At 31.7% G+C, this 23,786-nt stretch carries 24 protein-coding genes; 15 read left to right on the forward strand and 9 right to left on the reverse strand.

The window, feature by feature from the left end; all coding sequences use genetic code 11:
- Positions 1–41: 41 nt before the first annotated feature.
- The 6 genes from V7Q02_RS06785 to V7Q02_RS06810 all read right to left on the reverse strand — a co-directional run bounded on the left by V7Q02_RS06785 (position 42) and on the right by V7Q02_RS06810 (position 6,008).
- Positions 42–2,111, reverse strand: coding sequence for a methyl-accepting chemotaxis protein (locus V7Q02_RS06785; RefSeq protein WP_333860245.1), 2,070 nt, complete (start codon positions 2,109–2,111; stop codon positions 42–44).
- Positions 2,112–2,238: 127 nt separating this feature from the next.
- Positions 2,239–2,427, reverse strand: coding sequence for a YibE/F family protein (locus V7Q02_RS06790; RefSeq protein WP_333860246.1), 189 nt, complete (start codon positions 2,425–2,427; stop codon positions 2,239–2,241).
- Between the two features lie 85 nt (positions 2,428–2,512).
- Entirely contained in the window at positions 2,513–3,385 is an 873-nt protein-coding gene (locus tag V7Q02_RS06795) for a metal ABC transporter substrate-binding protein (RefSeq protein ID WP_442882158.1), read from the reverse strand.
- 209 nt (positions 3,386–3,594) lie between these two features.
- A complete protein-coding gene (locus tag V7Q02_RS06800) occupies positions 3,595–4,326 on the reverse strand; it encodes an ABC transporter permease (RefSeq protein WP_333860248.1) in 732 nt (243 codons plus the stop codon).
- Between the two features lie 12 nt (positions 4,327–4,338).
- Positions 4,339–5,100 (reverse strand): ABC transporter permease, encoded by a 762-nt coding sequence (locus tag V7Q02_RS06805; RefSeq protein ID WP_333860249.1) that lies wholly within the window; start codon positions 5,098–5,100, stop codon positions 4,339–4,341.
- Entirely contained in the window at positions 5,097–6,008 is a 912-nt protein-coding gene (locus V7Q02_RS06810; RefSeq protein WP_333860250.1) for an ABC transporter ATP-binding protein, read from the reverse strand. The genes V7Q02_RS06805 and V7Q02_RS06810 overlap by 4 nt, the downstream gene beginning before the upstream one ends.
- A 161-nt stretch (positions 6,009–6,169) precedes the next feature.
- On the opposite strand from V7Q02_RS06810, the gene V7Q02_RS06815 reads away from it, so the two are divergent.
- The 8 genes from V7Q02_RS06815 to V7Q02_RS06850 all read left to right on the forward strand — a co-directional run bounded on the left by V7Q02_RS06815 (position 6,170) and on the right by V7Q02_RS06850 (position 14,369).
- Positions 6,170–6,880, forward strand: a complete 711-nt coding sequence (locus V7Q02_RS06815) for a response regulator transcription factor (protein ID WP_333860251.1) — start codon at positions 6,170–6,172, stop codon at positions 6,878–6,880.
- Positions 6,881–6,897: 17 nt separating this feature from the next.
- The gene (locus tag V7Q02_RS06820; protein ID WP_333860252.1) at positions 6,898–8,313 is read left to right on the forward strand and encodes a HAMP domain-containing sensor histidine kinase; all 1,416 of its coding nucleotides are present in this window, start codon (positions 6,898–6,900) and stop codon (positions 8,311–8,313) included.
- Between the two features lie 20 nt (positions 8,314–8,333).
- Positions 8,334–9,020 carry a response regulator transcription factor gene (locus V7Q02_RS06825; RefSeq protein ID WP_333860253.1) on the forward strand — a complete coding sequence of 229 codons (687 nt, stop codon included), beginning with the start codon at positions 8,334–8,336 and terminating at the stop codon, positions 9,018–9,020.
- Entirely contained in the window at positions 9,013–10,041 is a 1,029-nt protein-coding gene (locus V7Q02_RS06830; RefSeq protein WP_333860254.1) for a sensor histidine kinase, read from the forward strand. The genes V7Q02_RS06825 and V7Q02_RS06830 overlap by 8 nt, the downstream gene beginning before the upstream one ends.
- 96 nt (positions 10,042–10,137) lie before the next feature.
- Complete coding sequence (locus tag V7Q02_RS06835) at positions 10,138–10,815, forward strand: ABC transporter ATP-binding protein (RefSeq protein ID WP_333860255.1); 678 nt, start codon at positions 10,138–10,140, stop codon at positions 10,813–10,815.
- Between the two features lie 2 nt (positions 10,816–10,817).
- The gene (locus V7Q02_RS06840) at positions 10,818–13,214 is read left to right on the forward strand and encodes an ABC transporter permease (protein ID WP_333860256.1); all 2,397 of its coding nucleotides are present in this window, start codon (positions 10,818–10,820) and stop codon (positions 13,212–13,214) included.
- A 201-nt stretch (positions 13,215–13,415) separates the two neighbouring features.
- Positions 13,416–13,871, forward strand: a complete 456-nt coding sequence (locus V7Q02_RS06845) for a hypothetical protein (RefSeq protein ID WP_333860257.1) — start codon at positions 13,416–13,418, stop codon at positions 13,869–13,871.
- A 237-nt stretch (positions 13,872–14,108) separates the two neighbouring features.
- Positions 14,109–14,369 (forward strand): hypothetical protein, encoded by a 261-nt coding sequence (locus tag V7Q02_RS06850; protein WP_333860258.1) that lies wholly within the window; start codon positions 14,109–14,111, stop codon positions 14,367–14,369.
- A 164-nt stretch (positions 14,370–14,533) separates the two neighbouring features.
- Here V7Q02_RS06850 and V7Q02_RS06855 read toward each other — a convergent pair whose 3' ends face one another.
- Together V7Q02_RS06855 and V7Q02_RS06860 are read right to left on the reverse strand one after the other, a co-directional pair.
- Entirely contained in the window at positions 14,534–15,943 is a 1,410-nt protein-coding gene (locus V7Q02_RS06855; protein ID WP_333860259.1) for a PH domain-containing protein, read from the reverse strand.
- Positions 15,927–16,433, reverse strand: coding sequence for a PH domain-containing protein (locus tag V7Q02_RS06860; RefSeq protein ID WP_333860260.1), 507 nt, complete (start codon positions 16,431–16,433; stop codon positions 15,927–15,929). Before V7Q02_RS06860 ends, V7Q02_RS06855 begins: the two co-directional genes overlap by 17 nt.
- Positions 16,434–16,584: 151 nt before the next feature.
- On the opposite strand from V7Q02_RS06860, the gene V7Q02_RS06865 reads away from it, so the two are divergent.
- Positions 16,585–17,628 (forward strand): G1 family glutamic endopeptidase, encoded by a 1,044-nt coding sequence (locus tag V7Q02_RS06865; RefSeq protein ID WP_333860261.1) that lies wholly within the window; start codon positions 16,585–16,587, stop codon positions 17,626–17,628.
- A 36-nt stretch (positions 17,629–17,664) separates the two neighbouring features.
- Here the strand turns inward: V7Q02_RS06865 and V7Q02_RS06870 are convergent, their stop codons facing one another.
- Positions 17,665–18,303, reverse strand: coding sequence for a cupin domain-containing protein (locus V7Q02_RS06870; protein ID WP_333860262.1), 639 nt, complete (start codon positions 18,301–18,303; stop codon positions 17,665–17,667).
- Between the two features lie 320 nt (positions 18,304–18,623).
- Between V7Q02_RS06870 and V7Q02_RS06875 the strand changes: the two genes are divergently transcribed.
- The 6 genes from V7Q02_RS06875 (at position 18,624) to V7Q02_RS06900 (ending at position 23,527) form a co-directional block, all read left to right on the forward strand.
- Positions 18,624–18,866 (forward strand): acyl carrier protein, encoded by a 243-nt coding sequence (locus tag V7Q02_RS06875; RefSeq protein ID WP_333860263.1) that lies wholly within the window; start codon positions 18,624–18,626, stop codon positions 18,864–18,866.
- Complete coding sequence (locus V7Q02_RS06880) at positions 18,863–20,332, forward strand: AMP-binding protein (protein WP_333860264.1); 1,470 nt, start codon at positions 18,863–18,865, stop codon at positions 20,330–20,332. The genes V7Q02_RS06875 and V7Q02_RS06880 overlap by 4 nt, the downstream gene beginning before the upstream one ends.
- Positions 20,333–20,361: 29 nt before the next feature.
- Positions 20,362–21,474: a LuxE/PaaK family acyltransferase gene (locus V7Q02_RS06885; RefSeq protein WP_333860265.1), complete on the forward strand. Its 1,113-nt coding sequence runs from the start codon at positions 20,362–20,364 to the stop codon at positions 21,472–21,474.
- The gene (locus tag V7Q02_RS06890) at positions 21,471–22,760 is read left to right on the forward strand and encodes an acyl-CoA reductase (protein WP_333860266.1); all 1,290 of its coding nucleotides are present in this window, start codon (positions 21,471–21,473) and stop codon (positions 22,758–22,760) included. Before V7Q02_RS06885 ends, V7Q02_RS06890 begins: the two co-directional genes overlap by 4 nt.
- A gap of 183 nt (positions 22,761–22,943) precedes the next feature.
- Positions 22,944–23,114, forward strand: a complete 171-nt coding sequence (locus V7Q02_RS06895; protein ID WP_333860267.1) for an NAD(P)H-dependent oxidoreductase subunit E — start codon at positions 22,944–22,946, stop codon at positions 23,112–23,114.
- On the forward strand, positions 23,111–23,527 hold the full coding sequence (locus V7Q02_RS06900) for a MaoC family dehydratase (RefSeq protein ID WP_333860268.1): 417 nt from the start codon (positions 23,111–23,113) through the stop codon (positions 23,525–23,527). Before V7Q02_RS06895 ends, V7Q02_RS06900 begins: the two co-directional genes overlap by 4 nt.
- Positions 23,528–23,786: the final 259 nt, after the last annotated feature.

A 23,786-nucleotide genomic window follows, 5' to 3' on the forward strand; every position in this document is an offset into this window, starting at 1 on the left:
ACACATGGACATCACACTATATCAATCCATGTGTTTTTTTCTTAAGAAATTTTAAATTTTGATATAATTTCATTAAGTTTTGCAGTACTTTTTTTCAAATGATGAACTTCTCCATAAACTTTATCTGATTTTTGTAATAGAATAGTTAGTTTTTGTACTATATCTTCCGTATTTTTTGATCCTGTAGAAGAAGCTTGAGACACCTTGTCTATTTCTTCAAACATATTCTGTATGGATAGGAGCATATTTTTGTTAGTTTCGCTAAAATTACTTATCATATTATTTATGGACCTGGCATCTTCGGTGTATTGATTCATTATTTCAAGTATTAATTCATAGTCTTTGCCGATATCATTTTCTATAAAAGTTAGCATTTCATTTGAGTTTTCAGATAAGTCCCTTACTGAGGTAATTACATTTTTAACTATGCTTTGCATTTCAGTAATGGTGTTTTTGGAACTATCGGCTAGTTTTCCTATTTCTCCTGCAACTACGTTAAAGCCTTTACCTTCTTCACCTGCTCTGGCTGCTTCTATGTTGGCGTTTAGGGCAAGCAAGTTTGTCTCTGATGCAATTTCTAATATAGCTCCAGACAGATTAGAAATTTCATTTACTTTCTCTGCTTTTGCGAGAGACTTTTCAAGGGTTTCTTTTGTGGATTTTAATGTATTAAATATTTTATCATGTGATTTTATAAAGTTTTCCAGTGTGTTTTCAGCAGTTGTACTGATCTGATTGGCAGATACAGATATTGACTGAGAATTGTCAGCAATATTTTTAATTGAATTTTCCATGTTAGAGGAGGAAGCACTCATTTCATCTGTAGATGCTGCCGTATTATTCATTCCTATTGACAAATCCTTTGTTACAGAAGATAGATTTTCTATCATTTCATTGAGTTCAGAGACTATATGTGTAAATGTCTGAACTGATCTATCCATATTTTTAGCCTCTTCAATTAGATTCTGTATTATTTCTGAAAAGGTTATTTTGATCTTATTAAAGCTTACAGCTAAATTGCCTATTTCATCTTTCCTTTTTGTATGAGATTCTTTTAGTGAAAATATAAAGTTCCCATTTGCCATTTGTTCACATATGCCTGTAAGATAATTGATGGGATTTGATATATTTCTTGCGATTAAGTATCCTATAATTATACTTAAAATTAAAAAAACAATTGATACAGCAATACATTTCATTTTTAAAGAAGAAAGGCCTGATAATACCTCGCTTTTAGTCACTTCAATGGCCATTGACCATCCCAGTTTTCCAATAGGACCATATATTATAAATCTTTCCACACCATTAAATGTATGGTTTCCAAAACCACTTTTCCCATTTGTCATTTGTTTTATCAAATCGGGCATATTAAGGAAATCTGAATCTTTATCGATTATATTTGCTGTGGCAGAGGTTGTAGTATCTGTATTTTTTTTATTGCTGTCAGTTTCGGTGGACTCTTTAATATGTATGCTTCTTTTTGCTATTTCAATATTTGAGTGGCCGATGGTTTCTCCTTGTCTGTTAAGTATAATGATATCTCCTGATTTTCCGTATTTTATATTTTTGACAAAGTTGCTTAACTCATATCCCTCTCTTACTGAAATCAGTACACCGGTTATGATATCATTTGTTTTTATTGGAACAGCATATATCATTACAGGGGAATTTTCTTTATTTATTTTAATGGGATCTGTAATGACATTTTCACCCTTAATGGCTTTTTTAAAGTAATCGGTATTTTTCACATCTTCAGTTTCGCCATTAGTATATACAGCAGTTCCCTGACTGTTTACTATGGCCATTTTTAGGCTTCCTAGGGATTTTGTTTCTTTGGACAATATTTCTTTTATACCTTGTGTATCGTTGATATTATTAGCTGCAGTAGATAGATTTTCACTGGATGCCAGTATGTTTAGTGTGTTAATTTGATTCACTGCAAATTGATTGATATTTTCTGTTGCCTGGGTGACAAAGTTTGGCATTGTCTGTCTTACATCTTGTATTAATATATTTTTAGACGAATTATATAATTCTATGGCTAGGCCTGTACAAACTACTATAGACAGTAAGCTGATTAATATAATAATTCTACTTTTTATACTTTTCATAATATTCTCCTCCATAGATGTAGATAATGGTTATTATAGTTAATGTTAGCTATAATATACTAAACCTAATACTATTATACAGTAGTATTAGGTTTAGTATATTTAAAAAAGAAAAAATTCTATTTAATCACTTAAAATACAGCATACAATAACTGTTATTGGCTAGATAACCTAGAACTAAACATATGGAACCGCTGATATAAGCCAGGATTAAAGTAGTGGCCATAGTTCCCATAGTATCCCTGCCTACAACCATTCCCGCTTTCATAAGCCTTCCGGTATTGATTTTGGGGTGTGCTTCTTTTATTTCAGTCATGGTTGAGCGATTTATTCCTCCTATCATTACCAAAGATACAATAGTTATGGCAATGCAGACAAAGATGCAATGGTTATATTTGGCTCTATTTTAAACTAGTATAAATTGTCTCTAAATTGTTTTTCATACTTTCAATATAATCTTTGTTATCTTCTTTACTTTCAAGAGTATATATTTTTTCAACTTTGGCACCTATTTCATTGGCCAGGGTGGTAGATACTTTAGTACTTACCATGTCTTCCATGAATATAGTTGTTATTTTATTTTGTTTGCAGTAATCTACCAGTTCTTTTAATTTTTTTGTAGAAGGTTCTCCTTCTGCAAATACATTTTCTACACTATTTTGATTTAAGTCATAATCTCTACAGAGGTATGCAAAGGCAGCATGGCCAGTTACAAAATTTTTATTTTTAACGGTTTTGAATTTTTGGGTATATTCATTATAGAGAGAATTTAGTTGCTTTGAAAATTCACTATAATTTTTTTCATAGAATTCTTTATTTGAAGGGTCTACTTTAACTAGAGCATCTTTAATATTTTTGGACTCAACTTCCGCACCTTTTAGACTAATCCAAAGATGGGGATCGTATTGTCCGTGTTCTTTTATTTCTTCAGTGTCAGTATTTTTAATGGGATTTGATCCCTTTGAGGCATTTACTACAACTAGATTTTTATTGTCAATGGATTTTAAAACCTTATCTGTCCAGGATTCCATACCCAGTCCGTTGTATATAAATATGCTGGCACTGCTTAAATCTTTCAGGCTTTCTGTAGTTGGTTCAAAATCATGAGGTTCGGTACCGTTAGGTATTATTGTGGTAATGGCAATTTTATCTTTTCCAATAGCTGAAGCAAATTCTTTCATGGCATTAAAGGATACTACCACCTTTATTTTGGATTGAGATGTTGTATTAGCAGTTTCAGTTGATTTGCTATTGCAGCCAGTGAAAATAAACATGAAAGAACTAATTAGAAAAGAGCATAATACTATCTTACATATGTTGTATTTTTTAAACACTTGTATTCCTCCTGAAAAAATAATATTTAAATGCAAGTGATTTGCATTTAAATATATAATACTTGATAAAAAAGATATTGTCAATTATATGAAGTCTTACTATAAATTGAGGATCAATACCATGATAGCTACTTTTAAAATTAAGATCCTTATATATCCTTTTTATTGAATTCATACATGCCTAAAGTAGCAAAAATAACAAATAAGGCAAGAGATATTATATATATATAACTTGGGCATCCAAAATCTAAATTTGAACCGTTTAAAAGTACCCTTCCAGGGTAAGTCCAGGGAAATAGTATCCAGTATTTTGTATTGTTTATAAGTACTGATGGAAGGGAAAATACCACTCCTATTCCTAAAGGAACTGCTATGTTTTGAAATTTCATAGTTAAATAGTATTGAATTGATATAACAGGAAGGGAGGCGGCAAAACACAGCAGAGGAGAATAAATAATTCCTTTTGGCATACTTTCACTTACGGGTGCTGCAATTACTCCAGCTGCAATTACAAGTAGGGTAAAAATAAAAAGATTTAAAAGTACCATACCGCATGCCACCAGTAGTTTTGATACATATATATGACTTCTTTTTACAGGTAATGCAAGTATCCTTTTGAAATTATCTTCACTGTTTTCTATTCTAACTAAAACCCCAACCAAAATAGTAATGAATAAAGCTATAATAAATAGACCGTAAAATATAGAGCTTTGAGTGTATATCTGATTCCATATGTTCTGTCCTTTTGAGGTAAAAAGCTCTCTGTATCTTATAAAATTTCCAAAACCAAGGACTACAAAGAATAAAGGTAAAAACATAACTATACCTAGTATTTTTGAATGTTTTAATTTTAATAGTTCTGTCTTATATATATTTTTCATTTTATACACCACCTATTTAATATCCCTTTTATTAAATTCTAAGACCCCTATGATAAGCCATAATATACCGGAGACTGTTCCAAAAATGGCAGCAGTATAGGCATCATTCATATCCCCTAGAGGAAGTGCCCTTAAAACGCAGGAAAATGGATTTATATTTCCAAGAATCTTACTTTGTGCAAGCATATATGAGCCTATAGTACCTGCAAATCCTATGGCTGCGGCAATTAAAGAATTTTTAATATAACAGCTTATAAATTGCTGAAAACTCACCACTCCAAAGGCTGCAGCTATTTCTAAGAGTACATATTTAAAAATAGGTGAAGGGCTTCCCTCAATTTCAAAGAACTTCTTTATAAGCATTACAAAGACTCCATTTAAAACTATTAAAATAACTGAGGCCGCAAATACTATAATCCATTTGGAGAGATAAATCTTTATCCTTTTTACAGGTCTTGCAACTATTTGTTTCCAGGTATTTTCGCTGTATTCCATGTGATTTACAATAAAAGCTATTACCACGATGGATAAGTTTAATAGTATAAACCAAAGTGTAGATAAATGATTTTCACAAAGTAAGGCATCTACTTTATTATAAATTCCAATTTCAGCTGCTTTTTTTAGCCGGCTGCTTTCCATTAAGTAATCATATCTCAGGTGAAGATCTGTAAATAAAAGAATAAACGAAAATACCGGAATGAAAAATACCCCTTTCCACAATAAGGATTTTCTATACTTCATAAGTTCAGATTTTAAGACATATATAAAACTCATATATTTTTTCTCCCTTCTGTAAGATGGAGAAATATTTCTTCTAAGGATTTTTGTACCTCTACAAATTTAAATACTTTATTGTCATTTAATATGAGCTGTTTTAAAATTTCATAAGGTTCCATTGCTCCGGGCCTTATAAGAATATGATTATCTTTTATTTGGCATTTATAGCCTAGGTTAGTTAATGTATGGGCTGCTTTTTTTAAATCTTTCACTCCTATACAGATTTCACCTTTACTTTTTGAGTGAAGTTCTTCAAGGGTACCCTGAAACAACATATTTCCCCTGTTTATAATTCCTATATCATCTGCTGTAAGCTCAATTTCACTTAAGTTATGGCTGGATATAATTACTGTCATATTATAAATTTTAGGAAGGGTCTTTATAAGTTCTCTTATTTCATGAATTCCAGAGGGGTCAAGTCCATTGGTAGGCTCATCCAATATTAAAAGTTCAGGCTTTGATATAAGAGCCTGGGCTATTCCAAGTCTTTGTTTCATTCCAAGGGAAAATTTTTTGCACTGTCTATCCTTCCATTCAGTAAGTTTTACAAAATCTAAAACTTCATCAATATATTTATAGTCAAGTTCCAAAAGTTTTGCTGTTATTTCCAGGTTTTCATAGGCTGTTAAGTTTCCATAATATGAGGGAGATTCAACCAGAGAACCGATGTTTTTTAAAATGCTCATTCTATGCTGCCTTAAATTTTTATTAAATATCTTGATCTGTCCTCTGGTAGGAGTCATAAGGGCCAGAAGCATTCTTATGGTGGTAGATTTCCCGGCACCATTTGGCCCTAAAAACCCATATACTCGTCCTCTTTTTACTGTAAGATTTAAATTATTTACTGCCTTGAAGCCTTTAAATTCCTTGGTCAAGTTTTTAGTTTCTATAATTTTTTCACACATTATTTTTCTCCTCCAATTTATTGTGATTTTATCATAAGGGGTGAATCTTAAATTTTGTTTATGGGAACCTTATAAGAACCTTAAAATTTTACTTTGAGAATTTAAAGTATTAAATAATGTTATAATTGAAGCAAATAATATTTCTGTTTTGGAGGATTGTTATGTATGATGAAATTTTGGATAAAAAGATTCTTTTAATTGATGATGAAAGGGAACTTTTGAAACTTATGGAAACTGTTTTGAGAAAAGAGGGGTTTAAAAGGATATTCAAAGCTTTAACAGGGACAGAGGGGATAAGTTTATGCAAAAGTGAAAAACCAGATATAGTGGTTTTAGATGTGATGATGGATGATATGGATGGTTTTGAAGTTTGCAGGTCTATAAGAGAATTTTCATATGTGCCGGTTGTATTTTTATCTGCAAAAAGTGATCATATAGATAAGATACTGGCCCTTGGACTTGGGGCCGACGATTATGTGACAAAACCTTTCAGTCCCAGGGAAGTTGTATTTAGAATTAAAGCCCACTTGAGAAGAAATATATATATAAAGAATGAACTTACCATGAAAAAGGAAAAAATATGTTTTGGAGAGGTAACTATTGACTGTAAAAAGGGACAGGTGTTAAAAGGGGGCAGAAATATTGCCCTTACTCCAAAAGAATATCACCTTTTATGCTATATGGCCCAGAATGCCAATCAGATATTGACAAAGGAAATGATATGTGATGAGGTGTGGAAGGATAACTATGAGGGATATGATAATACTATAATGGTTCACATTAGAAAGCTCAGGGAAAAGCTGGAGGATAATCCTTCAAAACCTCGATATATAGTTACTGTAAAAGGCTTGGGGTATAAATTGACACTTTAGAATTGGAGGTGCAGCCTGTGAAGTTTATAAATAAACTAAAAACCAATTGGAGCCTTACAACAAAATTTTTAGTGACCCTGGTATTTATAATCATGATAGAGTTCATTGTGGATATGTTTGTATGGAGAGGTGCTATTATATACACCAAGGAAAATCTTCCAGAATTTAATCCTGAAAAATTCACATGGACTTTTTCAAAATATATAAATATTGAAGATAATAAGCCTGTTTTAAATGAAGAGGGTAAAAGTCAAATTATAAAAAATAAAGCCTGGGTTCAAATAATAGATGAAAGTTTTAAAGAAATGTATTCTTTTAAAAAGCCGCAGCAGGTACCAAAGGTATATACTCCTATAAAAATGGCTCATATTTATAAATATGATGTGTCAGGTTATTCCGTATTCATAAGTGAAAAGAAATATAATAATGAAAGTTATACGTACGTTATAGGATTTCCCATACAGCATATAGCGAAACATACTGTTGTTTTCAATCCCACTGCACTTGAAAATTTTTTTAATGGAGGTTTTATTGTACTTTTAGCTGTAAATGTTATTATTGCAGTGATTGCCTCTTATTTTATATTTGGAAAGAGAATGGGAAAGCCTCTTGAAAGCATTATTAAAAGTATAAATGAGCTCTCCAGGGGAAATTATGAAAGTAATCATTTGGAACAGGGAGTCTATAAGAGTGTATTTATGAATTTGAATAATTTAGCTGAAACCCTAAAAGAGAGCAAAAATAAAAGAGAGGAGGTGGAAAAGATGAGGGAAAACTGGATTTCCTCCATATCCCATGATGTAAAAACCCCTCTTTCTTCTATAAAGGGATATGCTGAAATAATGAAGGATCCTAAATACACCTTCTCACGAGATGAAATTTTGGAATATTCAAAGATAATATATGATAAATCTTCCTATATTCAGGGGCTGGTGGAAGATTTGAATCTTACATATAAGCTGAAAAACAGAGCAGTGCCTTTGGAAAAAGAAAATATAAATGTGGTGGGGCTTATTCAAAATATAATTGTGGAAATTTTAAACCATCCTCTATATTCAAATAGAAATATAAACCTTTATTTTGAAAGAGAAAATATAAATATTATGGCAGATAAGAAATTGCTTAGAAGGGCACTGTCCAATCTGATCTTCAATGCTATAATACATAATCCCAAAGAGGTTAAGGTAGATGTTTCCGTTTATAAAAAGGATAAAGTCCATATTCTAATAAAGGACAATGGAAGAGGAATATCTGAAGATGATTTGAAATACATTTTTGAAAGATATTACAGAGGCACAAATACCAATGTCTCTTCAGAGGGTTCTGGACTTGGCATGGCCATATCCAAACAAATAATAGATGCCCAGGGAGGAAGCATAAAGGTAGAAAGCACTTTAGGCAGGGGCACTGATATAGATATAATAATGGAATAAAGGGGGAAAGGAAAATTCACATGAAAAAGATACTTATAGTAGAAGATAATACAGTTTTAAGTACAGGGCTTAAATTTGATTTGGAGAGGGAAGGATATGAAACCTACGCAGTATACAATTCCCGTCAGGCTAAAGAAATTATGAAGGCGATTGATTTTGACTTGATTGTACTGGACATAAATCTCCCTGACGGAAGTGGTTTTGAACTTTGTAAATGGATAAAGAAATTGAAAGATATGCCCCTTATATTTCTTACTGCCTGTGATATGGAGAAAGATGCCATAAAAGGTTTTGAATTAGGTGCTGATGATTACATAACCAAGCCTTTTAATATGGAGATTTTTAGAAGGCGTATAGCAGCTGTATTGAAGCGCTGTGAAAGGGGTGGTACAGAAAATATTTATAATGATGGATATCTTATGGTTGACTTTGATAAATTGATGGTAATTAGAGAAAATAAAACATTTACCCTTACGTCCTCTGAGTACAAACTTTTGAAAATTTTTGCTGCCAATGGGGGAAAGGTTCTCACAAGGCAGGTGCTGCTGCAGAAACTCTGGGACAACGATGGAAACTTTGTGGATGAGCATGCACTTACCGTTAATGTAAACCGTATTAGAAATAAAATAGAAAGTAAAGCACATAAATACATAAAAACGGTATATGGTATGGGCTATATGTGGGTAGGTGAAAGCTTTAATGGCTGATAAATATTCTTCGAAAAATATTTATAGAGTTTGGATAGCATTATGGTTTTTTGTGTTTATGTGTTTTGCCTATGTTACTTTTTCTACGGTGGGAAGGTGGAGCTTAAGATTGTTATTTCTGGGGTTTACAGTCTTGTTTCAAGTTATAGCACTTTTGGCTGTGGCTGCATTTAGAAAAAAAATCGTATATTTTTCTGAGAACATGGGCGCTTGTTTAGATGAGATGATAAATGGAAGCGAAGAGGTTCATTTCGATTTAGAAAGTGAAACTTTGATGGCAAAACTTCAGATAAAATTAAAACGTCTTTATGAAATTATGAAAAATAACAGCAGAAAAAGTATGCATGAAAAAAGAACCATACAAAAACTGGTATCTGACATCTCCCACCAGGTGAAAACTCCTATTGCAAATATAAAAATGTATAATGCCATTTTAACAGAGAGAGTCATGTCTTTAGAGAAACAACAGGAATTTTTGAAAGCTTGTGATGTTCAGATAAACAAATTGGATTTTCTCCTTCAGTCCATGGTAAAAATGTCCCGTCTGGAGACAGGCGTTATGGAGGTGTCTCCAAAGCCTACCAGTATCTATGATACATTAGCAGAGGCATTAGGGGGAGTGTTTGTAAAGGCAGAGAAGAAAAATATCCATATTTCAGTACAATGTAATCCTTTGCTCATTGTTAATCATGATAAAAAATGGACCGGTGAAGCTGTCTATAACATTTTGGATAATGCAGTAAAGTACACGGGAGAAGGGGGAAGCGTAGAAATAAAAGTGGATAAGTGGGAATTTTACACCAAGATAGATATTAAAGATACAGGAAAAGGAATTTGTGAAAAGAATCAGGGGGCAATTTTTAAAAGATTTTACCGTGAGCCCGAAGTTCATGATGAAGAAGGCATTGGTATTGGTCTTTACCTGGCCCGTAAAATTATTACCCTTCAGAAAGGGTATATTGAAGTTAAATCCAAATCTGGTTACGGATCTACTTTTTCTATTTTTATTCCAAATAGCTAAAAAATTAAAACCTCTCAAAATTGTGAGTTTTTAGAGAGGTTTTAGAGACATTGAGGTTTTATAATTAGGGCAGTAAAGAGAAAGAGGGTGTAATTTTTGAATGCTGTTGTACAAATTTCAGATTTAAAAAAATATTATGGCAGGGAGCCTAATATTGTAAGAGCCTTAGATGGGGTAAATTTATGTGTGGAGTCCGGGGAATTTATTGCTATTGTAGGTACATCAGGAAGTGGAAAATCCACTTTGCTGCACATGATGGGGGGACTTGATAAGCCAACCTCTGGCAGTGTCATAATTGAAGGCAGAGAACTATGCAAAATGAAGGATGAAGCTCTCACTATTTTCAGGAGGAGACAAATTGGCTTTGTTTTTCAAAATTATAATCTGGTTCCCATCTTAAATGTTTATGAAAATATTGTACTGCCTGTTGAATTAGATGGAAATAAGGTGGATAAGGATTATGTGGAGAAGGTTATTTCCATGCTCCATTTAGAGGATAAGTTAAATAATATGCCAAACAATCTTTCAGGGGGACAGCAGCAAAGGGTAGCCATTGCAAGGGCACTTGTGAGCAAACCTGCCATTATTCTTGCAGATGAGCCTACGGGAAATTTAGACAGCCGTACCAGCCAGGAAGTAATGGGGCTTTTAAAGATGAGTAACAATGAATTCCATCAAACTTTGGTGATGATAACTCACAACAGTGAAATTGCACAGCTAGCCCATAGAATTATCCGTATTGAGGATGGAAAAATTATGGACAGGGAGGCGTAATAATGCTTGAGAATAATAATAGTAAAGTTATAAGCAAGCTGGCACTATGCAGTCTTAAGGGTAACAAAATGCGTAATTTTTTTATTGTGTTTACGGTGGTGCTATCTGTGAGCTTGTTAACTGTTATGAGTCTTTTTTGTTCAGCCCTTATAGAAAGAGATAAAAAGGCAGTGGCAAAGGTTCAGCATGTTATCTATCAGCAGGTAAATAAAGGACAGTTTGAATCACTTAAAAAAGATAAACGTGTAGAATATGCCACCCCCTTCAAATTAGGACAGAGTTTTGAAATGGGAGGTCACATGATCCGCCCTGTGTATTATGACAGAAATTCCTCAAAAATTGAAACTATCAAAGTATCCTATGGAAAACTACCGGAGAAGGAAAATGAAATTGTACTTGATAAATCCTATATGGGAAAGCTGGGAAGGAAAGCAAACATTGGAGAAACTATTTATTTTACTTTTTTAGATGGAACTACTGAAAAATTTGTTGTTTCCGGCTATACGGACAGCGGCATAAAATCCGGGGTATATGCTGTATTGTTTTCAAAGGAATATGCTGAAAAGGGAACTCAGTTTAAAAATATACCCTATGGTGCTCTTGTACGTATAAATGGTGCAGATAAAATGTCAAAGGATCAATTTATAGATGTAATTCATTCTGTTGGACAGGATTATGGTATTGAACGTAAGTATATAAACGAGAATAATTTTTTCTCCAATATGTTGTCTATGAATTTCCAGCAAATTATGGTTATCATTGGTATAGGTGCTGGTATTTTACTGGCAAGTGTGCTTGTTATCTACAGCATATTTTATATCTCTGTGGTAAGTCGTATAAGACAATTTGGTCAATTCCGTACATTGGGCATGACAGAGAGACAAATCCGCAAAATGGTAAATAAAGAGGGACTTGCTCTTTGTGCAATTGGTATACCTATAGGACTTGTTATAGGGGGAATAATTGCATATTTTCTGAAACCAGAGGGCTGGAACTGGATTAATTCTGTATTTGTTGGGGCAGTTGTGGCGGCAGCAGATATTATAACACTGCTTTTTTCCATTCATAAACCGGCCAAGCTTGCATCAACCGTATCTCCTCTTGAGGCTTCTAAATTTTCCTTTTATTCTGGAAGCAAAAAAGAAACTTCAAAGCTCCATAGAAGAATTACTCCAATAAGTCTTGCATTTATGAATTCTATACGCAATGGGAAAAAGACATTTTTAACCATGCTGTCTCTTGGTATAGGCGGAGTACTGTTTTTAATGGCAGCTACTTTTATAGTTTCTATTAATAAAGAAGAGTATTCAAGACAGACAGAATTTTATTTTGGAGAATATTTAATTGAGTTCTCCTACAATGCAGTGGAAACTTCAGAGCATGGATATAGTGATATTCAAATAAACAATCCATTAACTAAAAAATTGAAGGAAAAGATAAAAGCAGTTCCAGGGGTAAAGGGAATCAAAAGTATCAAGCAGGTAAATATCCAATATGAATACAATAATGAAAAAGAAAAAGACTTTTTAACACCATTTACCAGAGATAAGATATCATTACTGAAAAAATCCTTAAGTGAAGGGAATTTCGATTATGATAAAATGATAAAAAATAATGAAATTTTAGTAATTGCAAATGATAATGTGAAAGAGTTTTATGGATGGAAGTTCAAGGCTGGGGATAAGGTAAAAATACATTATTATAATGGAAAGCCTATGGAAAAGGAATTTAAAATTGCAGCATGTATGGATGATTATGTATCCTATAAGAATTTAGGGGGACCCTGGGGATATTTTCTCATTCCTGATGAAGCACTTAAGAGCCTTATGAACAATATGGACCTTACCACTGGATTTATAGTATCTGCTGTGGATTTTTCGAAAAATGGAAAAAGCATCGAAAAGAATCTCAATAAAATAGTGAGGGAAAATTCTCTTTTAAGTATGGATACATTGAGGGAAAGGATGGAACAGGATGAGAATAACTTTAGTATTATGTATGGAGTTATTCTGGGACTTGCTGCGTTTATAATATGTTTTAGTTTTATCAATCTTATAAATACTTTAATTATGAACATTTTGACACGGAGACAGGAACTTGCCATGATGGAATCTATTGGTATGAGCAGCAGACAACTGGACGTAATGCTGCAAGGGGAGGGGATTATTCTTGCAGTGGGGAACATTTTTATTACACTGTTGTTAGGTACAAGCCTTGGATATTTGCTGATACAGGCGATGAGAGATACAGGCACTGAGTATTTCCATTATCACTTTCCGGGGTGGTATTTATTAGGATATACCCTAATAATTCTGCTTTTACCTATGATAATTTCTGGAGTACAAATTCATTCTTTTAAGAAAGATTCTCTAGTGGACAGACTGAGAGAGCATGAATAGAATTTTAAAAGGCAGCATTAGCTGTCTTTTATATTCTAATAAATTTATTGAAATATTAGTGAAAAAAATAAAAAAAATTTGATATAATAAAATTAAAAGGTTTGTGTTGATTCCTTACTTATCTAATATAAAGTACTATAATATAATAAAAAATTCGTAGTATAAATTTAAAGTGCAAGAAGAAAAGAAGGTGATTTTTAAATGGCTGCACATTGGAAAAACAAACTTGTTCTTGAAATGGATGGAATAGAAAATAAAATAATAGCATTAAAAAAGCTTCTGAAATATTCAAAAATTGTGGGTATACATAGAGCTTTTTATGATGTAATTAATCAGTATAAAAATGCTATAATTAAGTTTACAAGTATGTACAATACTTTAGATGAACAAATGCAGCATCTTAGACATGAAAATATGAAATTACAAGCTGAAAATGAGGAATTAAAAAGAGAGTTGAATAGGTGGGGGACATATAAAAGGCAAGATGAAAAATTTAATTCTAAACTTTTAGCACAGAAAAACAACATACTTTATTGGAAGGTATTGGGGATATCTAATAATGAAATAGCTAAAAGGCTTAAAAGGGAAGAGTATGGAAAAATAAACATAGGTGAAGGCGGCATACAGCATTTTTTGAAAACTTTTTCTCAACTTTAACCCATAGGAAACAATAATCAACGAATCATGCCATAATTTATTATAATTTTTATGTTAGATTATTTTTGTTATTATAAATAATTAAAGACTGCGTCGAATAATATAAAATAAAGTATTAATATGTATTTTTCAACCATATTGACATTAAATTGACTTTATAGTACTATTTTACTATAAGCCCATGTTAATGATTTATGAAAGTTTACTTATCAAAATTAAATTCAAGGGGGAATTAAAATGGTTGGAGGATGGACAGTTCAAGATAATGTCAGCGAGGAAAATAAAAAGGTTCTTGAGACTGCTTTAAAGGGATTTGTGGGTTCTACTTTTGAACCTATAGCAGTTGCTACTCAGGTTGTAAATGGTGTTAATTACTTATTTATAGCTAAATCCACTACGGTAACATCACCACCTAAAATTGGACTAGCCAAAATATATGTTACAGCAACACCAGCCGGAACTGAACCTAGGCTAGTTAATATCGAGAAAATTGTATAATAAAAAACTTATAAACATAAATTTGTAAGGGGAAAATTTATATGATGTAGTATTTGGGAGTTTTAGAAAAATCTAAAACTCTTTTTACATGAGAAAAATTCGAAATTATTATGCATTAATGTCGTTATTGTATGATCTTAGGTGTCATATAAAAGTCTGGTTATTTAATTAAAGGGTTCTTTGGCAATATTATTTTTTAAATTTTTTACCCGCAGGGTTTTACCTAGGGTGGAACTTTGTAAAACTACACTATAGTTGCAAATTCCCTTATTGTGTTGGAAATAGCTGTGAGACAGGGTCAGGGACTGTAGTGCCTTTATCTTGACAAGAGATTGAGTTTTATTAAAGCTGCCATGGCACATATAGAGTATATTTTCATTCATACCAAAGGCGGTGTTTTTAAATTCTAAATGACCCATTATAAATAGGAATAATAGAAGTATTAGACTTGGCAATACAAATACAGCTTTTATAAAAAAGCAAATCACTGCTATAATTATCCAAAGTATAAATTTTTTACATAAGAATCTGAAATAGGTGTGATTTTCAGGTCTAGTTACTTCTCCTGTATATTTGAATTCTCCAAGTATATTTTTTAAAATATCTTTTTTTAAATAATCACTGCATATAGGATAAAGTATGGCTTTTTCTCCTTTTTCATCTCCATAGCCTATATTTTCAATTTCCAGGGTAAAAAATTTAAAATGCTGCATTAAAATACTTTGTTTTATGTGTATTCCTTTTATCTTTGTTTTGTCAAAGGAGTAGTTTTTTCTGTTTGTAATTCCATAATTCACATAAATATTTTTATAGTCAGTCCATAGCTTAAAATTATAATATTTGACTATATTGTATATGATAGATAAAAAAATACTTACAAATATTAGAATGAAAAGTAGAAATATTATTATCATTATACTGCTGTATATATTATTTTTCTCCAGTTCGTTAATATATTTTGAAGTATTTAAATTGATGAAGGACTTTAAATAATCCTGAAAAAATTGTTGTGCAACAAATAACATTCCAAGTCCCTTAAAAAGTGAATTTGAAATAAGTGAGTATATGAATAGATGTTTTGTGTCTATGGTATATTGGTTATGATGTGTTTTTTGAGAATCACACTCCTGGTTTTTAAGCAGGATATTTCTAAGGGACTCTGCCCTATTTTTATTTAAAGTAAATTTAAGTTCACTTCCACGGGTGGAGCTATCTCCAGTATCAATTTTTATGGTGGCTGCTTTAAAAATTCTCTCTAAGAGTTTTTGTGAAATATCTATGGTGTTAATTCTATCTAAGGGAATTTCAATCTTTTTTATGCTAAAGACTCCTTCTTCATGATATATAGAGTTTGTTTTCACTATGAAAAAATTTTTTTTCCAGGCAAGTAATTCACATAAAAGTATAAATATAATTAAAATGGATAATATGAAGATAGATTTTATAAGTTTTACCTTAGTTAATAAAAATCCCATTAGTATGATTGTAAGGGGGATAAAATTTTTAGCTGTATTTATAAAATCATAAAATAGTCTTAAAATATGATTTCTTTCTATTTTATTCAACTTTTTCACCTGCTTCTATAAGTAGATTAAGATTTTCTAAAATTTCTTCAGCTTTTTCCATAGGCAGTGCAGGTATTTCATGATGACCTCCTGCAGTTATTATGTTTACAGAGGTTATTTTATAAATTCTTTGAATGGGTCCTTGTTTTATTTTCAAGTTTTGGATTCTTGAGATGGGAATTATGGTCTTTTCTCTTATTATAATACCCTTTATAAGTTCAACTTTATCCTGAAGTATAGCATATCTCCATTGTTTGTATTCTAAAAAGGATCCTATAAAAATATCTGCTATAGAGAGGAATATGACAATTAGTGCCAATATATAGGCTATGTATTTAACTAGAAGAATATGTCCAAATTTGGGAATGAGAAATAGCTGCATTATCAATACATAGATAGATATAATTATGATACTTGTTATGGTTTTTGATATTATCCAAGTTTTTACAGAATTTCTATCAATTTTTTCATAGTTTTTCAGTTCGTTTTTATTAATCATTTTATCTCCTTTTGTGTTGTGAAATTATAATTAAGTTAACACACTTAATAGAAAATTTACATTATAATAATATTATTGTCATAATTTCGTAACACATTAATTATTATAATTAAAATGAATTTAAATGTAAAGAGAGGTGAAAATTTTATCCATGAAAACAAAAAGTATATTTAGAAAATTTCAGATTTTATTGTTATCAATATTCTTAATTTTAGGGGGCAGTTCTGTCATTGCCAAGGGACAACTCTATAATATTGCTAACAATAAATATGTCCTATCAAACTACTGTTTTCCAGGACCAAATTTAATCCATCCAATTCCGGATTATCAGTCTCAAAATAATGAAACTACAGTGGAATTACCAGATAATACAGAGACATCTAGTAATTGGGCAGGATATATAGTTACACCAGCTTCAGAAGGTGAGGGCTATACAAGTATTTCTGGAAGTTGGACAGTGCCAAATATTTCTTCAACTAATGAAAATGCAGTAGCTGCACAATGGATTGGACTTGGTGGAGTAGATTCTTCTGATTTACTTCAAATTGGAACTATGGAACAATTAGAAAATGGACAACCTGTTGCAGTGGTGTTTTGGGAACAATTGCCTGATGTTGCCCAAAATATAATGACCATACCAATTAATTCTACAATTAGTGTAAATATATATAATTCTTCAGGTTCAACATGGAATTTGACATTTACAGCAACTACACCTAGCGGTGAAGTAAAAACCAAAACCATATCTACCACCTTAGATTTTTCTTATGCTGAAGGAATTGGAACATCTGCAGAGTGGATAAGTGAAGATCCATCAGATGTATATGGTAATCTTGTACCTCTTGCAAATACGGATATAGTAAAGTATGAATCTGCCAAAGTTAATGACAATTCTTTAAGTGATTCCAGTAATACAATCCGTCCCGTTGCAATGGAGTCAAGTAGTGGAAATATTGTAATCTACCCTTCTTCACTTGGTTCAGATGGAGAATCTTTTACTGCAACTACAGCAGTTTCAGGTAATAAATCAAATAGCAGACCAAATAGCAATCAAAATTATACCCCTAATGTTAGACACAGATTTGATAATATTCCTCCAAGACAAAGGCATATAGATAATCTTAGTGGGCAATTTCATTCAGAGGAGTCCATAACATTGCTGATTTATTATAATGCAAATAAGAGGTTAGATTAATTTCTAACCTCTAAAATGGGTATTTTATTGAAAGTTTTATTTATTTTTTTCAGCAGCTTCTGCCTCTTTTTTGGTAACATGAACTGTGCCTCTTGGATGATTAGGCGGTGCATAAATAGAGTAAAGTTTTAGAGGAGTATTGCCTATATTTATAACATTGTGCCATGTGCCAGCAGGTATCATAATTGCATAATCATCGTAAACCTTTCTTTGAAAATCTAGATTATGTGTACTATTTCCCATCTTTACAAGTCCCTGTCCTTTTTCAACACGCAGGAATTGATCAACCTCTGGATGAATTTCCAAGCCTATATCTTCTCCTGGATTTATACTCATTAAAGTAACTTGAAGATGGGAACCTGTCCAAAGAGCAGTACGAAAAGTATTATTTTCATTAGTAGCTTTATCAATATTCACCACAAAAGGTTGTGGTCCATAATCTTTCAATTTAACTGAACTGTTAGCTTTTGGTGCAGGTGAATAATCCAGTCTCGAATCATATTCAATTCCATTTCCATCATTATAGTGAGTATACGGACTTCTATATCTTTTCTGAAACATTGTATTTACAAAGTAAGGGCAGGGATAAATATTGTAATTATCCATGCCATTTGAGTCATAGTTTCGTGTATTTCCACAGTATCCACAGGGATAGGTTCTATAATTATTATACATATTTTTTTCCTTTCATAGTAGTACAAAATTATAGTATGTTACAATTTATAGAAATGTGATTATGTAGGGTAGAACTTATATTTTACATTATGTAAGATAAGCTAAATGTAGCTGCAAAAGTGAAATAATATGCAAAACTGCAACATAGTTGTATAAGCTGCAAACACTATTGTATTGTACAAAAGCTCAATAATTTTGTTGCATTAATGCAATAGAATTATTTGATAAATTTATGTATACTTGAGATTAGCACATTTTTTAAGATGGCATGATAATTGCGTTAGTTAATATAATTAATATATTTTTGGAGGTATATAATAATGGAAAAAATAGATAAATTCAATAAGATAATTTGTGATACGTTAAATATAAAAGATTCAGCGGATATAAAAGATGAATTAGGTCCAGATGAAATAGAGGCATGGGATTCTCTGGCTCATGTAGAGTTGGTTACAGGATTATCAGAAGAATTTGGAGTGGATTTTGATGTAGTGGATATATCGAGAATGTACACTATTGGAGATGTAAAGAAGATGTTAAAAAAATATGGGGTAGAAATATGACTTTTACTGATTATGTTTTTGAAGAGTTTAAAAATTCAGATAAAATAGCAGTAATAGATAAAGATAAAATAAGTTACAGGGAAATTTACGGAGGTGTAAATTATATAACTTATTTATTACAGGAAAATGGATGTTCAAAAGAGAATAGTGTACTTCTTATTTCAGACAATTCTGTTTTTTTTATAAAAACCTATTTTGGAATAATTAAAAATGGAAGCATATGTGTTCCTGTGAACCCTACTATATCTGAAAACGATATAAGGTATATTATGGATATACTAGAAATAAAGATAGTATTTTGTCAGAGGAAATACAGGAATAAAGTAGATAAGATAGTTTGTAGAGATACTATGGTATATAGTGAGGAAAGTGTTTGGGCAAGTAAGGATGAAACTGACTCCAGTAGTTTTATAGAAGAAAAAGAGGATACGGCTCTTATTATGTTTACTTCAGGTTCTACCTCAAAACCCAAGGGAGTTATGCTTACTCATTATAATCTCATGTATAATACTAATTCTATAATAGAATATTTGAAGTTGACTAAAAATGACAGGGTGGAAGTGGTACTTCCTTTTTATTATTGTTATGGAACATCTCTTTTGAATACACATTTTAGATGTGGAGGAAGTGTTGTAATAAATAATAAGTTCATGTTTCCAGAAACAGTTATAGAGGATATAAAAGAGTATAGCTGTACCGGTTTTGCAGGAGTACCAAGTACTTATCAAATATTACTTAGAATGACTAGTATTAAGACAATTAAATTACCTTCACTAAGATATGTAACCCAGGCAGGGGGTAGGCTCCCAGAAGTATTTATATCAGAATTATGTGAAGCCCTTCAAGGAACAGATGTGTACATTATGTATGGACAAACTGAAGCTACAGCTAGATTGTCATATCTGCCTCCAGAGCAGATTAAAAATAAACTGGGGTCTATAGGGTGCGGTATTCCAGGAACAGAACTTTTTATATTAAATAAAGAGGGTAATCCTACTGCTGTGGGAGAGGTAGGAGAAATAGCCGCAAAAGGCGGAAATATAATGAAAGGATATTTTAATGACCCGGAAGAGACAAAAAAGGTACTGAAAAATGGCCTTCTGTACACAGGAGATTTGGCTTACAGGGATGAAGATGGATATATATTTGTGGTTTCAAGAGAAAAAAATATAATAAAGTGTGCAGGAAATAGAATAAGTCCCAAGGAGATTGAAAACACTATATGCAGTATAAAAGAAGTGGTGGAATGTGCTGTTATAGGGGTAGAGGATGATATTCTAGGGGAGGCTATAAAAGCCTTTGTGGTTCTAAAAGATAAAAATTCTTCTATAGACGACAAATATATAATTAACTATTGTTCTTCAGTATTACCAAGATATAAGTTGCCTAAGTATGTTAAATTTTTATCACAGCTTCCCAAAAATTCTTCAGGGAAAGTATTATTTGCAAAATTAAAAAGTATGTAAAATAAGTATGGAAACAGGTGAGATATGCTATGGATATGAAGCATTTAATAGAAAATATGATTTTCAGGGATCAATTTGAAATGTTTCAGGAAGAAAAAGAAGGCATGTTACTTGAAATAATTAAGGAACAGCTTGCATTAAATAAAGTTAATTCAAATATAGAAAGTATGTACAGAAAACTTTCTATAGATATTTCTAAAATTTCAAAACTTGATCAGGTGCCTTTTATTCCAGTAAATATGTTTAAGACATTTGAGCTTTTAACCTGTAAAAGAGAAGAAGTAGTAAGGGTATTGAATTCCAGTTCCACAACTTCAAATACTCCAAGCAGGATATATTTGGATAAGGGTACGTCTATAAGGCAATCGCAGGCACTTATAAATACACTAAAGAGTTTCTTGGGAGTTAACAGAAAACCACTTTTAATTTTGGATGCAGCAGGTGTAAATAAAAAAAAGGAAGTATTAAATGCCAGAGGAGCTGCGATAAGAGGAATCAGCAACTTTGCAGGCAGCATAACCTACGTTATGGAGGAGAAAGATGGAGAGCTTGAAATAAATTTGCCTAAGCTTAAGAAATTTCAGGAAGACAATAAGAACAAGGAAATATTAGTTTATGGATTTACCTATATAGTATGGAGTAAATTTGTAACACAGCTAAAGAAAAAAAATATTAAACTGGCTCTTCCTAAAATGAAACTTTTGCACAGCGGGGGCTGGAAGAAGCTTGTATCAGAAAGTGTTGAAAAAGAGGAATTTAACAGGGTGACAGCTGAAGTATTTGGTACTGAAAAAAGCAATATAATGGATTTTTATGGAATGGTAGAACAGCTGGGGGTAGTATTTGTGGATTGTGAATGTGGATATAAACATGTACCGGATTTTGCGGATATTATAATAAGAGATTTTAATACTTTAGAAGAAGTGGAAATTGGACAGCAGGGAATAATAGAAGTATTGAGCATACTTGGAACCAGTTATCCTTCACAAGGCATCCTAACAGAAGATGTAGGAGAATTTATGGGAGTTGATAACTGCAGCTGCGGAAGGCGAGGGAAATATTTCAAATTCAGATCCAGAATAGAAAAGACTGAAACAAGAGGGTGTGGAGATACTTTTGCAGAGAAGGAGGAGAGAAAATGATAAATTGTTATTTATTAGATGGATTCCTTTATGAAAAAGAAAGAAGCTTTAATGATTTCAGTCATATAAACCAGGTTTTGAAGAGTAATTTAAAATTATTAGGCTCTATACCAGTTCAAGCTATTGTACTTATATTGGATGAGTATAGTAAAAGATTGAGCATGGATAGAAAACTTCTTGGAATTCAAGGAGTGTCTTATCTTTCATTTTATTTTAGAAGATCGAATTTAGAAAAGTTAATAAGCATGAATTTAAAGGATGAAAAATATTTAGATGAGTTTGTAGCCATAGGAAATGATAAGTTTATAAAAGCACAGGCAAGAGGTATAAGTTGCCACTGGATAGCAGGGAATATAGGTACTCTTGCACTCTATTCAATTTTTCAATCACTTATGGCCAAGAATTCAAACCTTGTAAAAGTTCCTAAAAAAAATATGACTGTAGTATTGAATATTTTAGAACATTTAAATGATATACAAGTAGTCTATGAGGAGAAAACATATTATTCCAGGGATTTAATTAAAAATATATGTCTGGTGTATTTTGACAGGGAGAATGAATTTTTAAATAAATCCATGTCTCTTATGGCAGATGCAAGAATTGTATGGGGAGGAGAAGATGCTGTAAACTACATTACATTACTTCCTAAAAAAACTACCTGTAAGGATGTTGTGTTTGGGCCCAAATATTCTTTTGCTGTATTTGACAGAAAAGCTCTTGAAAGTGATGAATGTTTTTCCTATATGGATAAATTAGCAATGGATATAGTATTGTTTCAACAGAAAGCCTGTTCTTCTCCCCAGGTAGTTTTTGTGGAAAAAGGGTCTATTCCTTTAAGAGATATAGTCTGTATGTTAGAAAAATCCTTTAAAAAGATAGGAAAAAGATATAATGATCCTCTGGATGAAAATACCTGTGCAAAGATTATAAATGAAAGAGGAGTGTACAGTCTTGATCCAAACAAGAATATCTGCTGCAACAGGGGGCTTGGGTATACTATTTTGATTAACGATGAAATATCATTGGAAGAACCCATAGGAGGAAGATGTATTTTTTTAAAGGAAATAGACAGTATATTTGATATAGAGAATTTAATTACTCGAAGAATTCAAACTATAGGGCATGCTATTTCAGATAAAGGCAAGCTTTTTAAATTTGCAGACAGGGTTACATCCCTTGGGGTAAATAGGGTGGTAAGTGTAGGAACTATGAATATTTATGATTGTCCCTGGGATGGCAATTTTATGATAAATGAACTTGTAATGTGGTGTAGTTTGAATATTTAGAATTTATTTCTTTTTTAGATGAAATGGTGGAGTAATGTTAAAAAAAGTGATATGTGATTTTGGGGGAGTTGTATTTGAAAACTATTAAAACTAAAACTTCAAGTAATGAATTAAAGGAATTAGCAGTCTATTTATGAATTTAAAATTTAAAAAAATATTTTATGTGAAAGGGTGAAGTACTCAATGATAACTGCATTGCAGCAAAATTCAAAAAATAGTTTATCACTGCAAGAGGTGATTGAAAAATATCCCAAAAAGCAGAGATTTATTCTTCCTATAATACATGATATACAGAGGCAGTATAAATATATACCAAGACAGTCTTTAGAAAGTTTATCTGAATATAGATTATGAGGGGTTTAACCATTGATGAATTAAAGGTGGGAGATAGTGCTTACATTGAAAAAGTTGTCACTGAAGAGGATGTATATGCATTTGCAAGAGTAACGGGAGATTTCAATCCTCTTCATATAGACAAGGTAAAATATAAAGATAAATTTAAAAAAAGGATAGCACATGGAGTTCTGCTGACAGGATATGTATCTGCATGTATAGGTATGAAATTTCCAGGGCCTGGGACAGTGTATTTAAGCCAGAATTCAAAATTTAATCTACCTGTGTATTTTGGAGATAATATAAAAGTCAAGGTAAAAGTTTTAGAAATATATAAAAAAGAAAATATAGTAAAATTGAAAACTACTTGTATAGATCATAATAAAAGTAAAGTTTTAACTGGGGAAGCTTTTGTTATGCCTCCACTAGAATAGTGAAAAAACTGTAATATAAAGTAAAAATATATGTACTATTGCAACTATTTTGAAATTTGTGGGAATAAATCGCAATACTAAAACATTATTGACTTAAAAAATTATTTAATATATACTAAAGACCAAAGATATTAGTAAAGTGGTTTTAATATATGGATATTCTATACTTCTAGAATAATCAGGTAGTTAAGATAAGTTAAGAGAATTCTGGGGAATTCTCTTTTTGTTTATATCCATGTTTTATGGGATTTTGAAAGGG

The sequence above is a fragment of the Clostridium sp. genome (genome assembly GCF_036781005.1).
Lineage (GTDB): Bacteria > Bacillota > Clostridia > Clostridiales > Clostridiaceae > Clostridium_B.

What these genes read in the sequence shown, in the direction of transcription:
- V7Q02_RS06785 (WP_333860245.1), bottom strand. Translation starts at nt 2,111, where the DNA reads ATGAAAAGTATAAAAAGTAGAATTATTATATTAATCAGCTTACTGTCT.
- V7Q02_RS06790 (WP_333860246.1), bottom strand. Translation starts at nt 2,427, where the DNA reads ATGACTGAAATAAAAGAAGCACACCCCAAAATCAATACCGGAAGGCTT.
- V7Q02_RS06795 (WP_442882158.1), bottom strand. Translation starts at nt 3,385, where the DNA reads ATGTTTATTTTCACTGGCTGCAATAGCAAATCAACTGAAACTGCTAAT.
- V7Q02_RS06800 (WP_333860248.1), bottom strand. Translation starts at nt 4,326, where the DNA reads ATGAAAAATATATATAAGACAGAACTATTAAAATTAAAACATTCAAAA.
- V7Q02_RS06805 (WP_333860249.1), bottom strand. Translation starts at nt 5,100, where the DNA reads ATGAGTTTTATATATGTCTTAAAATCTGAACTTATGAAGTATAGAAAA.
- V7Q02_RS06810 (WP_333860250.1), bottom strand. Translation starts at nt 6,008, where the DNA reads ATGTGTGAAAAAATTATAGAAACTAAAAACTTGACCAAGGAATTTAAA.
- V7Q02_RS06815 (WP_333860251.1), top strand. Translation starts at nt 6,170, where the DNA reads ATGTATGATGAAATTTTGGATAAAAAGATTCTTTTAATTGATGATGAA.
- V7Q02_RS06825 (WP_333860253.1), top strand. Translation starts at nt 8,334, where the DNA reads ATGAAAAAGATACTTATAGTAGAAGATAATACAGTTTTAAGTACAGGG.
- V7Q02_RS06830 (WP_333860254.1), top strand. Translation starts at nt 9,013, where the DNA reads ATGGCTGATAAATATTCTTCGAAAAATATTTATAGAGTTTGGATAGCA.
- V7Q02_RS06840 (WP_333860256.1), top strand. Translation starts at nt 10,818, where the DNA reads ATGCTTGAGAATAATAATAGTAAAGTTATAAGCAAGCTGGCACTATGC.
- V7Q02_RS06845 (WP_333860257.1), top strand. Translation starts at nt 13,416, where the DNA reads ATGGCTGCACATTGGAAAAACAAACTTGTTCTTGAAATGGATGGAATA.
- V7Q02_RS06850 (WP_333860258.1), top strand. Translation starts at nt 14,109, where the DNA reads ATGGTTGGAGGATGGACAGTTCAAGATAATGTCAGCGAGGAAAATAAA.
- V7Q02_RS06860 (WP_333860260.1), bottom strand. Translation starts at nt 16,433, where the DNA reads ATGATTAATAAAAACGAACTGAAAAACTATGAAAAAATTGATAGAAAT.
- V7Q02_RS06865 (WP_333860261.1), top strand. Translation starts at nt 16,585, where the DNA reads ATGAAAACAAAAAGTATATTTAGAAAATTTCAGATTTTATTGTTATCA.
- V7Q02_RS06870 (WP_333860262.1), bottom strand. Translation starts at nt 18,303, where the DNA reads ATGTATAATAATTATAGAACCTATCCCTGTGGATACTGTGGAAATACA.
- V7Q02_RS06875 (WP_333860263.1), top strand. Translation starts at nt 18,624, where the DNA reads ATGGAAAAAATAGATAAATTCAATAAGATAATTTGTGATACGTTAAAT.
- V7Q02_RS06880 (WP_333860264.1), top strand. Translation starts at nt 18,863, where the DNA reads ATGACTTTTACTGATTATGTTTTTGAAGAGTTTAAAAATTCAGATAAA.
- V7Q02_RS06885 (WP_333860265.1), top strand. Translation starts at nt 20,362, where the DNA reads ATGGATATGAAGCATTTAATAGAAAATATGATTTTCAGGGATCAATTT.
- V7Q02_RS06890 (WP_333860266.1), top strand. Translation starts at nt 21,471, where the DNA reads ATGATAAATTGTTATTTATTAGATGGATTCCTTTATGAAAAAGAAAGA.
- V7Q02_RS06895 (WP_333860267.1), top strand. Translation starts at nt 22,944, where the DNA reads ATGATAACTGCATTGCAGCAAAATTCAAAAAATAGTTTATCACTGCAA.
- V7Q02_RS06900 (WP_333860268.1), top strand. Translation starts at nt 23,111, where the DNA reads ATGAGGGGTTTAACCATTGATGAATTAAAGGTGGGAGATAGTGCTTAC.